This window comes from Legionella resiliens, assembly GCF_021344005.1.
In the GTDB taxonomy this organism is placed as follows: domain Bacteria; phylum Pseudomonadota; class Gammaproteobacteria; order Legionellales; family Legionellaceae; genus Legionella; species Legionella resiliens.
This window is the reverse complement of sequence record NZ_JAJTND010000007.1, coordinates 108,401-122,946: the sequence shown is the minus strand read 5'-3', so window position 1 is coordinate 122,946 and position 14,546 is coordinate 108,401. Positions and strand designations below refer to the sequence as shown.

Here is a 14,546-nt window from a genome sequence, read left to right as displayed (position 1 = left end):
AATAAATAGAGGATATTATGGCTGAAGACGCCTTGACAGTTGTTGCACTAAGAAATAAATTTTATAAAGACAGTCAACGTAAAGTGATACTTGCGTTGTTAATTGCTCTTATTGTCAATATAATTCTAGCTGCACTATTAGTGTATATGATTACTCATCCTCCAGCCCCTAAATATTTTGCTACGAGTATTAATGGTCGTATTACCCCTTTATTTCCTCTAAATGAGCCAAACCAATCAGATTCTGCAGTATTGCAATGGGCAAATCAGGCTGCTATTGCTGCATTTACTTATAATTTCGTTAACTATAGAGATGAATTGCAAGCCTCCTCTGGGTTTTTTACACCTGAAGGTTGGGATCAATTTCTAAACGCTTTACAACAATCAAATAACCTGGATGCAGTAAAAGCTAAGAAACTGATTGTTTCTGCTGTAGCAACACGAGCTCCCATTATCTTGCAAAAAGGTGTATTGAACGGAAGTTTTTCATGGCGAGTACAAATGCCTATATTAGTAACATACCAGAGTGCCAGCGAATTTAGTCAGCAAAATAATGTGGTTACTATGTTAATCACTCGTGTTTCTACCTTAAATTCTCCTAGGGGAATAGGTATATCGCAATTTGTTGTAGGACCTGCCGCAGGTGGAGTGTCTTAATGAAAAAGCTGAACTGGTTTTTAAAGTTTTGTTTGATGTATGGAATAGCCTATTGGATTCCTGGTTCTTCCTATGCGCAGGATCAGACTGATAGTGCCCAGCAAGCCTTACAACAGTTACGCTTATTGCAACAACGTTTATCGCAAAATCAACCAGCAGGGCAAAATCAGCCACCAGGACAAGCCCCCGCCCCAGTTCCCGGTCAAACTCCTCCACCGGCCCAAAATCAAGGGCAAAATATTCCTATTCCCCTTGCAAATAATATTTATAAACCACCGGTTCAAACTCCTCCACCGGCTGCAGCACCTAATCCTAATGCACCGCAGGTAATAAGCCAAAATGATGAAGAGGTCATTGACAATAAAGCATTTAAAGATATGACAAGAAGCATCTATCCATTGAGTACGGAACAAATTGTTCATTTAAGACAAATAAGCGAAACTATGGAGTATGCTAAGGCCTCACCTGCTGGAACCCCACCAAAGCCTACAGCAACTTCTCAATTTGTGAATTTATCTCCTGGCTCGACTCCCCCTGTTATTCGTTTGGCACAAGGATTTGTTTCTTCATTAGTTTTTCTTGATTCATCCGGAGCGCCATGGCCGATTGCTGCTTATGATTTAGGTGATCCAAATTCATTTAATATTCAATGGGATAAAACAAGTAATACAATAATGATTCAAGCAATGAAATTATACAATTATGGTAATTTGGCTGTCCGTTTGAGAGGTTTAAATACCCCAGTGATGCTAACACTTATACCAGGACAAAAAGCAGTAGATTACCGAGTTGATTTGCGGGTTCAAGGTTTTGGACCCAATGCTAAAACCATGCCTCTAGAAACCGGAATCCCACCATCCGCTAGTGAATTACTTCTTCATGTTTTAGATGGTGTGCCTCCTCCTGGAAGTAAACGGCTAAGTATTACTGGAGGAGATGCACGTGCATGGTTAGCTAATGACAGAATGTATGTTAGAACCAATCTTACAATATTGTCACCGGGCTGGTTGGCAAGTATGACCAGCGCAGATGGGACGCATGCTTATGAAATGCAAAAATCACCGGTGTTATTAGTTTCCTGGCATGGGAAGGTCATGCAGCTCAAGGTAGAAGGGTTATAAATGGCTGGCAGAAAAGAAAATATAAAATCGCTTTTTTCTAATACTCGGACACGAGTTATTATCATTTTTACAATAGTATTAATCGTAATTGCCATAGTGGTAGGGTATATAAAATTAAGATCGATTAATAGCGGGCCTTCAGCAGTTGCAACTGTTGGGCATACTCCAGGTGCTATTCAATCCATTCCCGGTGTTCTTAACCCAACGGCTCAATATGCCAAATTACAAGAAGAACAAAATATTAACCAGGCACAAAAAGCTGAGCAAACTGGTGGAAGCGCAATTCCAACAATTATCAGAACTCAAGCTTTGGGTGAGGGTGTGGGCGTTATTGGTTCTCAAGGTGGACAAACTGGAGTAGGTTTTGCAACTTTAGCACGTGAGAATGAAGAGGGGTCACAAAAAAGTCTTTGGTTGCAAACACTACAAAACGCTGGTTGTTCTAAGACTGCTATGAATCAGGTTATTAGCCAAGGGGCACAATTAACTGATTTAAAAGGAGCATGTAGCTGCGCACAATTAAAAGATAATGGTTATACTTTAAAGGAGCTTAATCTGGTTTGCCCCTGTAAAGAATTAAAGGCTGCAGGATTTAATGCAAGACAGCTTAAAGATGCAGGATATACAGCCTCAAGGCTAAGAGATTGTGGTTTTAATGCTTGCGAACTACGTAATGCAGGTTTTACTGCTCAGGAAATGAAGGATGCTGGTTTTTCTGATGATGAATTGAAAGGTGCTGGATATACTCCAGAGGAGATAGCTCGAGCCAGTGGTTTACCGAATGGAATAAGTGCTGCAGATGTACGAAAAGCTGGATGTAGTGTTGATGCATTGGTTAAGTTACGCAAAGCAGGGGTTTCTGCTTCTGCAATTAGACGGATAAGTGGATGCAGCGTAGAACAATTAAAAGCGGCTGGTTTTACTGCTAAAGAATTGCGCGATGCAGGATTTAGCGCAGCGGATCTAAAAAGAGCGGGCTTTACTCCCGAAGAATTAAGAGCGGCAGGGTTCACTGCCAGAGATTTATTAAATGCTGGATTCACCCCAGATGATCTTGCTAAGGCAGGCTATTCTGCAGCAGATATAAAAGCAGCAGAGAATGAATTGCCGCCGGGTATTAATCCTGATGATGTTAAAAAAGCGGGTTGTGATGTTGATGTGTTAAAAAAGGAAAGACTTGCGGGTGTTAGTGCAACGTTAATTAAAAGATATGCAGGATGTAGCGCCCAAGCATTAAAAGCAGCTGGCTTTACTGATGCGGATTTAGCGAATGCTGGATTTACTCCACAGCAAATTGGTTCTGCAAGCCCGCTTACTGATGCACAAATTAAAGCAGCTGGTTGTGATCCAGAAAATCTGAAGAAGCTTTTCGCAGCAGGTGTTCCGGCCAAGCGCATTAAAGAATTAAATGGATGTAGTGCTGAAGCGTTAAAGAATGCAGGTTATGACGCGAAATCGTTACTTGATGCTGGCTATACTCCATCGCAACTTCTTGCGGCAGGATTTACTCCCCAGGAATTGCAAAATGCGGGACTTAGTGTTGCATCTCCATTGACTGATGCTCAAATTAAAGCCGCAGATTGTAACCCAGAAAACCTGAAAAAACTCTTTACGGCAGGTGTTTCTGCCAAACGCATTAAAGAATTAAACGGATGTAGCGCGGAGGCATTAAAAAATGCGGGTTATAATGCGCAATCTTTAATTGATGCTGGCTATACTCCATCGCAACTTCTTGCGGCAGGATTTACTCCCCAGGAATTGCAAAATGCTGGACTAAGTCCTGCAGAGGTAATTGCAGCAGCACGTGTTGCAGATTGCAGTGTTGATGCATTGAAGAAAGCACGCGCCGCAGGAATTAGTGCGTTGACAATTAAGAAAACGCTTGGATGTTCTGCGAAGGCGCTAAAGGATGCGGGTTATACAGCTAAAGAGCTCAAAGATGCCGGGTTTACAGCGGCTGAACTCAAGGCTGCGGGTTTTAGTGCCAAAGATTTAAAAGATGCGGGGTTCAGTGCTAAAGAGTTAAAAGATGCTGGCTTTAGCGCCAAAGAATTAAAAGACGCTGGATTTAGTGCTAAAGACTTAAAAGATGCAGGTTTTAGTGCTAAGGATTTGAAAGATGCCGGATTTACAGCCGCGCAACTAAAAGCAGCGGGCTTTAGTGCTAAAGACTTAAAAGATGCTGGCTTTAGCGCCAAAGAGTTAAAAGATGCGGGTTTTAGTGCTAAAGATTTAAAAGATGCGGGTTTTAGTGCTAAAGACTTAAAAGACGCTGGTTTTAATCCAAAAGAATTAAAAGATGCAGGATTTAGCGCCAAAGAGTTAAAAGATGCAGGATTTACAGCTGCAGAGATGAAGGCGGCTGGTTTTGGTGCTAAAGAGTTGGCTGATGCAGGGTTTGGGGCTGCTGATTTAAAAAATGCAGGATTTAGTGCAGCAGAATTGCAGAACATTCAAACTGCTCCTGAAGGTTCACAAGTTGCAGGCTTGGGAGCACCGAATATTCAGCAAGGTGCATTTAACATTGGTGGAGTGCCTACAGTAGGTCAAGGAGGAGCTGCTGCAGCACTGCTGCCAGGATCTGCTGAGAGTAACCAACAGTTACAATCCATTATCAACAAACAAAATCAACAGCAAGCGGAGCAAAAATATCAACAAAAAATTCAACAAAAAACTTCTGATATGCTAACTGCTGCGAACCAACTAATAGCAGAATGGAAAAACGTACCTACACAAAGTTATACTGCAGGAAATAAGGAAGATGAGAAAGCGCTAGCTGCTGCAGGAGCTGGTCCTGGAGGGCCAGGCGGTGTTCAATCTTCAACAACTACGGTATCTACTACGCAAGTAAATATGATTAAAACAGGTGACGTGCTTTTCGCTGTAATTGATACTTCAGTTAATAGTGATGAGCCAGGCCCTATTCTTGCGAGTATTGTTTCAGGGAGACTTAAAGGTACCAAGCTTATTGGTAGTTTTAATTTACCGTCGAATGCTAATAAGATGGTTATTACATTTAATACGATGTCAATTCCGGGTGCGCCAAAAACAATTCCAATTTCTGCTTATGCAATTGATCCCAATACGGCAAGAACGGCTCTTTCGAGTAAAACAAATCACCATTATTTACTGAGATACGGTTCATTGTTTGCTTCCTCGTTTTTAGAAGGGTTTGGTAACGCATTCCAGTCTGCTAATACCACGGTTACCATTGGAGGTACAGGTGGCGGCAATAACGTAACTGTCGCTAATGGAGTGGGCCGTTCTACACTGGAAAATGCTGTAATTGGTTTGGCTACAGTGGGTAAGACATGGGGGCAGCAAGCACAAGTATTATTTAATACACCTACAACTGTTGAGGTCTATGCAGGAACTCCTGTGGGGGTTTTATTTACTCAGGATGTAAAATCTATTTAATTTGATGGTAGGTAAAAATGGCAGATAATGATCAAAATGATGAGTATAAATTCGCTGAATTAGATTCTCTTGAGAACGAACCACTGGAGACTTCAGAGTTTGATTCGAAAAGCGCTGCTCCAGTGGGAGCAGGGAGAAGGGAGCCTCCAAAAAATATCAAACGCAATGCTTTAATTGCGGTGGGTATAATTATTTTTGCTATGTTGATGTATCAATTTATCGGTGGGATGTTCTCTAAACCCACCCCTGCTCCTAAAGAGAGCGAAGCTCCTGCTCCTATAGCGGAAATACCACCACAGCCGAAAGAAGTTCAACCTGAAATTCCACCTGAACCAATTCAGCAACAACCTGTAGTGCAACAACCCATAGTCCAACAGACTCCACCTCCAGTGATTCAAGAGAGTTCAGCGTTACAACAGAAAGTGGCATCTATTGAGTCGAGCCAGCAAACGGTTCAGTCAGAGGTGAGCTCGATGAATCAGCAAGTAAGCAACATCAATAATAATGTAAACGCATTAAACGCACAAATTGCAAAACTAAATCAGGTGATTAGCAATTTGAATAATCAGGTTGTGAAGCAATCAGAAGTAATTAATGTATTAATAGAGCGGACAAAACCTAAACCTGTTAAGCGAGTAATTCATATTAAACCAGCATCTCCGCAAATAATTTACTATATAAATGCAGTAATTCCTGGTCGGGCTTGGCTAATTGGCACAAATGGTTCTACACTTACAGTAAGAGAAGGATCAAAAATCGCAGGATATGGGGTAGTTAAGCTTATTGACTCTATGCAGGGTCGTGTTTTAACGAGCTCAGGGCGAGTAATTAGGTTTAGTCAAGAAGATATTTGAGGTGTTTGTATGGCTGAAACATGTACGGGCGGAACAGTTGCTTGCTGGATATCGGGTCAAGTTAATATATTAACTAATGTCGCAAATTCGTTGATTCCTGTAGAACGCATGATTACAGGAGGCGCATACCTAATCGGCTGTGCATTTTTATTCAAAGCAGTCTATAGTTTAAAGACATATGGTGAATCCCGGACTATGATGTCAAGTAATACTAGTATGAAGGAACCAATTGTATATTTGTTAGTCGGCGCGATATTTATTTATTTTCCAACGGCGTTTTCATCATTAATGGTGAGTACTTTTGGTTATCAAAATGTTCTCCAATATGCTCCAGTAAGTAGTAGCAATCCAACACTTGATACTTTATTTGGTACTGGAAGTGTGGTGGGGAGGCCTTTGACAATTATTATTCAGGTCATCGGTTTAATTGCCTTCGTAAGAGGATGGGTGTTGATTGCGCGTTCTGCTTCGCAAGGACAGCCACCAGGAGGAACGGGAAAAGGTTTAATGCATGTTTTTGGAGGAATATTAGCAATCAACATTGTAGGTACACTTGAGATGATTAATAATACTTTATATGGGACATCGTGAGACAAGGCAGGGCACGATTTTGATTTTAGTTAATTTCTGTAATTTAAATTGGGGAGAAAAAGGTGAAGAGCAAAGTCATTAGTAAATCTAGTTACAAATATTGGTTAAGCAGTTTTGTTTGTTTAAGTTTATTGGCATTGGTGAGTCAAGATGCTGCTGCAGGAGGAATATCCGTAGGAACGATGGCATCAACGATTACCGCGTCATTTACAAATTTGACAAAATTAATCACTGCGGGTTCTTACTTGGCCGGATTGGGTTTCTCAATTGGTGCTATTATGAAATTTAAACAGCACAAAGATAACCCGACCCAAATTCCAATAGGTACACCAATTGCTTTAGTTTTTATCGCTGCGGCCTTATTGTTCCTACCTTCTATTTTAGGAGTAACTGGGGTAACAATGTTCGGAGGCAGTGGTGGTACAACTGCTGGACCTACAGGAACAGTTTATACAAGCGGCAGCTAATAGCATAGAAGTTGCCTGTATAACAAAAATGGTAAGATTCATTTATGATCCTCTCCCTGCTAAAGGGTAGAGGATCTTTTAATAGGTATTAAATAAATAATTGCCAATAAACTTTATTGTAAATGCGAGCCGAGAAGATGGCAGTTAATCAACAACAACATAAATTAAAATTAATGGCTACGCCGGGGTCATGGCGTTTATATTCAGCCAGGAAGGTAGACGAACGATTTAAAGCGTTTGAGCAAAAAGTATTTCAAAGAGATAGATATACTTGTATATTTTGTGGATTTCAAGCACGCTTATTTCAAGAGGTGATTAACCTTGATAATAACTATGCCAATAATAAATTGGATAACTTAGCAACCTCTTGTTGTTTTTGTGCACAGTGCTTTTTTATTGAGTCTGTTGGTGTTGGCGGTTATGGTGGAGGAACATTGATTCATCTTCCTGAGCTAACCCAGCCGGAATTAAACAGCATATGTCACGTATTATTTTGTGCGATCACTAACGATACTGGGTATAAATCCAGTGCACAAAATATTTATCGAGCATTCAAGTTTCGTTCACAACTTGTGGAGGAAAAATTTGGAGAGGGAACGAGTGACCCTGCAATATTTGGTCAGCTAATGATCGATGCAGGTGTAAATGACGAAGAGAGAAGAGCTCAATTGTTTAAAGATATACTTCTATTGCCTTCGCGCGCCAAATTTCGTAAACAAATTGAAAAATGGGCTGCTAGTGCATTAGAAGAAATTTCAAGTTAGTTAAAACGTGAGGAATGGAATGGCGCATTGGTCAGAATCATTTTTTGAAGGGATAGATACCTTCTTTGCCTGGCTAAGTACTTCGCTCAAGCAGACAACAGAATCTTATATTGATTTGGAAACAGCAGATAGCCCAACTGTATTGGTTAATCATGATGGTTCCTTATTATCTATTTTGAAAGTTGAAGGGGTATCAGCCCTTGTCGGAAGTTTAGAATTCGACAATCTTGTGGATGGTATCACCAACTCATTTCAAGGCGCTATGGGACGTCCAGGGCACGCCTTACAGGTTTACTTTAGCCATGATAAACAAAACATAAGAAAATTGATCCAAGATACTTACGAACCAGCTACAGCTAGTGCAAGACGATTGGAACTTAATTTAACAGACTTGTTTGAGGAACGAGTCAATTATATGGCACAGTATTGCGCAGAAGAGCGTGTCTATTTTGTGCTAATTACACGGCCATTCAATTTACCTTCTGAACAATTAAAGGTAGCAACTAAAACTAAAATGAAAATGATCAAAGATATGAAGGCTCCTCCTTTTAAAAACAGCCAGACTATCTATGCAGCAATTCCAGAGTTACGCGATACTCATGATGCTTATGTTCGTTCCGTTATGAATGATTTAGATTCGCTTCACGTTTTTGCTAAATTACTGGAGGTTCATGATGCAGTTCATGCAATTCGCATGACCGCTGACCCTGATTATACGGCAGATGATTGGCGGGCAAGCTTACCGGGAGATAAGGTAACAGTTCGTGAAATTAATAATTTTGAAGGTGATGCTTCTGATTTATTATGGCCCTCATTAGCAAAACAAGTATTTCCTCGTGATGCAGAAGTATTAGATTTACGTACGGTTAGGGTTGGAGATAAGATTTATTCATCAACCTACATTGATTTATTTCCAAAAGATTTAAGAGCCTTTATTCAGTTATTTACCCGTATATTACCCGCACATATTCCTTGGAGAATATCCTTTTTAATTGAAAGTGAAGGACTTGCAACTATTAAGCTTAAAGGACTTCTAGCGGCGATTCTAACGTTTAGCTCAGCACAAAATCGTTTGATCAGTGATTCGGTGAACTTATTAAAATACGTACAGCTCAATACCGATGAATCAATAGTTCGTTTGCGAGTTGTTGCCACAACTTGGGCGCCCGAAGACAGAATGGCGTTATTGCGACAAAGAAGTTCTGAATTAGTAAAAGCAATTGAGGGGTGGGGATCAACCGATGTTTCGGAAATTTGTGGCGATCCGTTCGGTGGTTTTGTTTCCAGTATGTTAGGTGCTACCCTTAACAGCATGGCAGTCCCTACAGTTGCTCCACTAAGCTCAATAATTTCGATATTGCCCATTACACGTCCTGCATCACCTTGGACAAAAGGAGCATTACTCTTTAGAACGCCTGATGGTAAACCTTGGCCATTCCAGCCAGGATCTACAGAACAAACGACTTGGATTGACTTGGTTTATGCGCGTCCAGGTTCTGGTAAATCAGTGTTATCCAATGCGATTAACTTAGCTTTATGCTTATCGGGGGGGTTATTACGATTACCACGTATTGCGATTATTGATATTGGACCTTCAAGTAGTGGTCTCATCTCATTGTTGAAAGAAGCGCTTCCGGCATCAAAACGGCATTTAGTTGCTTATCACAGGTTACGAATGACGCCTGAGTATTCAATCAATCCTTTTGATACACAATTGGGATGTCGGTATCCTACAGCACTGGAGCGTGCTTTTTTAGTTAACTTTATTACGTTACTAACTACTCCCCTTGGAGCGGAAAGACCCTATGATGGTATGCCGGATCTGGCGGGTATGGTAGTAGATGAATTATATAAAAGTTTGGCTGATGAATTTAATCCAGCTCCTTATTCCCCCGGGGTAGAGGAGTTTCTTGACAGTATTTTAGAGGAAATTGGGTTTGTTCGAGATTCAAAATCAACCTGGTGGGAAGTAACAGACTCACTTTATTCCGCAGGTTTTGTACATGAAGCGATGCTTGCTCAACGTTATGCAATGCCTTTGTTAGCAGATGCTGCATCAATTTGTCGGACTCCCTCTATTGAAGACTTATACGAAAGAATAACGGCACCAACAGGTGAATCATTAATTAATGCATTTTCACGAATGATCTCTTCTGCAGTGCGTGAATATCCTATTTTGTCACGCGTGAGCAGTTTTGATATTGGTGATGCGCGTGTTGTATCGCTTGACCTTGATGAAGTAGCGAAAAGTGGCGGGGACGCTGCAGATAGACAGACTGCTGTTATGTATATGCTGGCACGTTATGTATTGGCAAGGCACTATTATTTAACTGAAGAGAGCTTAAACAACATACCGGAACAATACAAAGAATATCATCAAGAAAGAGTGCAAGAAATTCGAGAAGATCACAAACGTATTGTATATGATGAGTTTCACCGTACTTCAAAATCTGCTGCGGTACGTGAGCAGGTTATTATCGATATGCGTGAAGGCCGTAAATGGAAAGTACAAATTGCTTTATTATCACAATCAGTTGATGACTTTGATCCTGTAATGATCGATTTTGCTACTGCAATTTACATTATGGATGCGGGACCTTCACAAGCAATTGAAAAAACTACTTCAATATTCGGACTTTCCGATACTGCAAAAACTGCTTTACGCACTCGAGTGCATGGCCCAAGGGAAGGGGGGGGTACTTTTCTAGCACAATATGCTACTAAAACTGGAGTGAATGTGCAGTTGCTTACGTTGACCTTAGGACCGGTTGAATTATGGGCTTTCAGCACTACAGCCGAAGATGCTACAGTGAGGAACCACTTGTATCGCCACATTGGTCCCTCAGAAGCAAGACGCCTTTTGGCAGCACTATTTCCTAATGGTTCTGTTGCCAAAGAACTAGAAACTCGATTGAATAGTATGAAAGAAAAAGTTGGTTTGATTGAAGATGAGCTGAAAGAAAGTATTGTAGAACAGTTAATTAACGAAATTCTTGATGCTTATTCAAAAAATCCTGATGTTAAGAGTCTACCTGCAAAATTAACGTGAGTTCGACATAAAAAGTATAAAATAATTTTATACTTTTTATGTCGCTAAACAAACATTATCCCGTAAAAAAATGAAGCATTTTATATATGGAGTCCCTTCTAAATAACTCAGTTCGAGATAAGAAAATAGCATTATTTTTCTTATCTCGAACTTCCGTTAAATTCCCTTAATATTCCCTTAAGAGAACTCCCATATAATCGGCCTTGTTCTTAATCTAGAATGGATTTGATGCATTCAAATCTGTTTCTGAAAAGAATAAATACAACGGAATATTTATTTAGAATGAGGTCTATATGAGAAAAGTAATTGCCATTTTGTTTTCATCATTAATTGCAGTCAATACCAGTTTTGCTCTTGGTAACACAGAAATTCCTGATGAGATGTACATTAAAGAGCATTGGATCAGTTTAACGACGAGCTACGATATTGAAACAAAAACACGAAAACTGGGTACTTTATATAGAAAATTTCTGAGTCTCTTATTGACCTATGAATTTTTTGATCCATTCGATAATAAATTGGCATATGCACAGTCAAAGTTTTTTTCTCTGACTGCTCATTTTGATGTTTATGATAATTACGAAAATTTTATTGGATCGGCTGATGAAAAACTATTTGCCTTTTTCCCTACGTTTGATATTTATGGACAAGATGGCCACACCAAATTAGCTAAGGCAAGTATGAACTTTTGGGGTACAACCTTTACCATTTATGATCCTGTAACAGATAAAGAAATGGCAACTTTATATCGGCCATTTTTTAGACTGAAAAATGATTGGACTTTTAATATTACCAACCGAGCTTTATTCAATCAAAAAGAAATTGATTCTCGTGTGTTGATGACTGTTATTGCATTCCAGGGGGATAGAGAATATTGGGAAAGTACTAATCGAAACTCCCTAAGAGGAGTTACGAAAAAGTCTGCCCAAGCAAACGAAGTCACATCAGAACAGGTAAATGAGCTTTTGGAAAAAATTGCAGCAGTCAGCAAACAAGAGGGATTGGAAAATATAGGAAATCCTGCTCCAAAAATGATGGATGCAATTGCCAATGAGCTTGAAGAGAGTTACAAAAAATTGTATGTCCCTGATGAATCAACACAAACAAATAAGGAAAAACTTGATACGTTCACTGAATATTGTTTGAGTTTAGTACAATCAAATACTTTTACTCATGAGAAAAAGAAAGCAATTCTTTTCTTACTTAATGCACGTTTGGAAGGCGCAGCAAACATAATATAACACTGTGTCTGAAGTTAAGTGAATCGTATTTTAACCGTAGCTTGGAACAGGTGATATTCCACCCCAAGCTACATTCTTCATCGTATTTTCGTTCAACCTGAGCACAAATCTGATATTCTGCTATACCCCTTTACAACTATTTCCCATCATATATTAAGCCTTCAATGTGTAATAAAAAATGTTTTATTGCATCCATTGTTTGCATTGCAATTAGAATTTTTTGGACAGAAGTTAAGAGGCTCTAAGAGGTAACGTTACAATGACCTTTAACCCTCCTTGGAAATTATTCGTCAATGTAATATCGCCTTGATGCATTTGAATAATTTCTCTGGCAATTGTTAATCCAAGTCCTGTACCTCCTGTACTACGGGAGCGTGAATTTTCGCCACGATAAAAAGGTAAAAAAACGTGTTCCAGATCCGTTTCTGCCATGCCTGGGCCTTGATCCGTAATGGTAATTTCCACTTTATTTTGTAGGCAAATTAGATGAATCATTGCCTTATAGCCGTAATGAACTGCATTATTGATCAAATTATTAAAAGCACGTTTAAGTAAATTTACCGTACCATAACAAACCAGTTTTGGGCTTTCGCTAGTAAAACTAACATCATAATTCAGTTCAATAGCATCATCCTTTAATGATGAAAGCAGGGCCACCAAATCAAAAAGCTGAGGCTTTTCTTCGACATTCACATCTCTAAAATAATCCAGCGTTTCTCGGATCATGAGTTCCATCTCATTAATATCAGTCATTATTTTGCTGTAATTTGGATCATCTTCCAAATATTCAGCACGTAATTTTAAACGAGTTAAAGGAGTACGTAGATCATGCGAAATGGCGGTGACCACTCGAGTTCGATTGGCTAAAAGCTTATTCACTTTTTCCTGCAGGTCATTAATTTTTTTAAAAATAGTTTTTTGATCTTGATTTCCTGTTACTGGGATAGGTAACCAGTTGTCTTGATGCTCACTGTAATGGAGACTTTGGATTAATGTGTGTATTGGTTGATTTAGTGATCTAACCGCCCAATAATTAATGAAAAGCAAAGCGCCTACTAGGATAAGAAACATACTGACTATTGAATTTGCTTGCCTTGGAAAAAAGGAAATTACTTTGATATTTAACCAATTATTTTCCTTTAGAAATACCGAAAATTCCAATTTTTTATTTTGTTTCATCAAATTAAAAAGAATTGGGGCTTTTAAAGTCAACAACGCATTTTTATCGTATAAAGGTTTAGGAGATAAGCTTATTTCTGCCCAGGAAATACTTTGATTTCTAAGGATTAAAGGCCACATCGATTGGGTGTTTTTTTGTAATAGCACAACAAGATGGGTCAATGATCGGACTGCTTTGGGAGGAAGTGGAGAGCGAATGTTTTCATAATAGTATTTTCCCAACTGCATCAGTGAAAAAATTATTAATAGATTGCCTAGTATTAATCCCACCAATGTTTTTTTTGCTGTTTTGGTTAATTGACTCATACCAAATCAACCTTAGTTTTGAATTGATACCCACCCCCGCGAATCGTTAATAATAATCGTGGATTACGTGGATCAAGCTCAATTTTTTTACGCAAACGACCGATGAGGACATCAATTGATCTATCTTGTGAATCACAATCCTTCTCATACAACAAATCCATTAATTGATCGCGGCTCAAAATACGTCCAGGATGTTCCAAAAAAATGACCAACAGTTCGTATTCTCGGTGGCTTAATGGAATAGCGACAGATTCCTTATCAATCAAAGAATGGGTATTGCGATCGAGAATCCAATTATCGAAATGTATTTGTTGTAATGGAGTGAGTTTTTTACGATCATGCTCCAATTCTCCCTGAGTACGTCGTAATTGCGCTTTTACTCGGGCCAGCAATTCACGGGAACTGAAGGGTTTGGAAATGTAATCATCTGCTCCTAATTCCAAGCCAGCAACTCGGTCAGCAATGCTATTTGCTGCGCTAAGCATAATAATAGGCATACTGTGAGTTTGACGAATCATTTGGCATAAATTTAATCCATCAATTCCAGGGAGCATAATATCTAAGATAATTAAATCAAAATTATTTTCTCTTAATAATTGTTTGATGTGCAAACCATTCAAGGTCCAGGTAGTTCGAAAACCATTTTTAATTAAGTAATCATTAATCAAGTGCGTAATTTCTTGATCATCATCAATAATCAATATGTGACTTTTTCTTGTACTCATAAATCACCTGGCAAAATAATGTACGACATTATAACAGTAAACTTCTCTATGTTGTTTATTATTGTGACAACACTGTTACAATAAACACTGCATTTGTCATATTCCTATTACATTGTCTCATTACACTTGCCAATAAACCTCTTTCGAAACACTACTGCAGAGGAGACCTGCTTCGT

The 14,546-nt window shown here is 39.2% G+C and carries 11 protein-coding genes; 9 read left to right on the top strand and 2 right to left on the bottom strand.

The features are described from left to right. Positions 1-17: 17 nt before the first annotated feature. The 9 genes from LXO92_RS16350 to LXO92_RS16310 all read left to right on the top strand — a co-directional run bounded on the left by LXO92_RS16350 (position 18) and on the right by LXO92_RS16310 (position 12,160). On the top strand, positions 18-656 hold the full coding sequence (locus LXO92_RS16350; RefSeq protein ID WP_182350600.1) for a type IVB secretion system apparatus protein IcmL/DotI: 639 nt from the start codon (positions 18-20) through the stop codon (positions 654-656). Next, positions 656-1,777: a DotH/IcmK family type IV secretion protein gene (locus LXO92_RS16345; RefSeq protein WP_232891321.1), complete on the top strand. Its 1,122-nt coding sequence runs from the start codon at positions 656-658 to the stop codon at positions 1,775-1,777. The genes LXO92_RS16350 and LXO92_RS16345 overlap by 1 nt, the downstream gene beginning before the upstream one ends. After that, the gene (gene dotG, locus LXO92_RS16340; protein WP_182350598.1) at positions 1,778-5,194 is read left to right on the top strand and encodes a type IVB secretion system protein DotG/IcmE; all 3,417 of its coding nucleotides are present in this window, start codon (positions 1,778-1,780) and stop codon (positions 5,192-5,194) included. A 17-nt stretch (positions 5,195-5,211) separates the two neighbouring features. Beyond that, positions 5,212-6,048: a type IVB secretion system protein IcmG/DotF gene (icmG, locus tag LXO92_RS16335; RefSeq protein ID WP_232891320.1), complete on the top strand. Its 837-nt coding sequence runs from the start codon at positions 5,212-5,214 to the stop codon at positions 6,046-6,048. A gap of 9 nt (positions 6,049-6,057) precedes the next feature. Continuing rightward, entirely contained in the window at positions 6,058-6,639 is a 582-nt protein-coding gene (locus LXO92_RS16330; RefSeq protein ID WP_182350596.1) for a type IV secretion protein IcmC, read from the top strand. Between the two features lie 62 nt (positions 6,640-6,701). Continuing rightward, entirely contained in the window at positions 6,702-7,106 is a 405-nt protein-coding gene (locus LXO92_RS16325) for a type IV secretion protein IcmD (protein WP_182350595.1), read from the top strand. Between the two features lie 137 nt (positions 7,107-7,243). Further along, positions 7,244-7,870, top strand: coding sequence for a type IVB secretion system protein IcmJDotN (gene icmJ, locus LXO92_RS16320; protein ID WP_182350594.1), 627 nt, complete (start codon positions 7,244-7,246; stop codon positions 7,868-7,870). 19 nt (positions 7,871-7,889) lie between these two features. After that, complete coding sequence (locus LXO92_RS16315) at positions 7,890-10,919, top strand: type IV secretion protein IcmB (protein WP_182350593.1); 3,030 nt, start codon at positions 7,890-7,892, stop codon at positions 10,917-10,919. 293 nt (positions 10,920-11,212) lie between these two features. Beyond that, positions 11,213-12,160, top strand: a complete 948-nt coding sequence (locus LXO92_RS16310; RefSeq protein WP_232891319.1) for an LURP-one-related/scramblase family protein — start codon at positions 11,213-11,215, stop codon at positions 12,158-12,160. A 231-nt stretch (positions 12,161-12,391) separates the two neighbouring features. On the opposite strand, the gene LXO92_RS16305 is transcribed toward LXO92_RS16310, so the two are convergent. Then, entirely contained in the window at positions 12,392-13,645 is a 1,254-nt protein-coding gene (locus LXO92_RS16305) for a sensor histidine kinase (protein WP_182350591.1), read from the bottom strand. Continuing rightward, positions 13,642-14,370, bottom strand: a complete 729-nt coding sequence (locus LXO92_RS16300; RefSeq protein WP_182350590.1) for a response regulator transcription factor — start codon at positions 14,368-14,370, stop codon at positions 13,642-13,644. Before LXO92_RS16300 ends, LXO92_RS16305 begins: the two co-directional genes overlap by 4 nt. Positions 14,371-14,546: the final 176 nt, after the last annotated feature.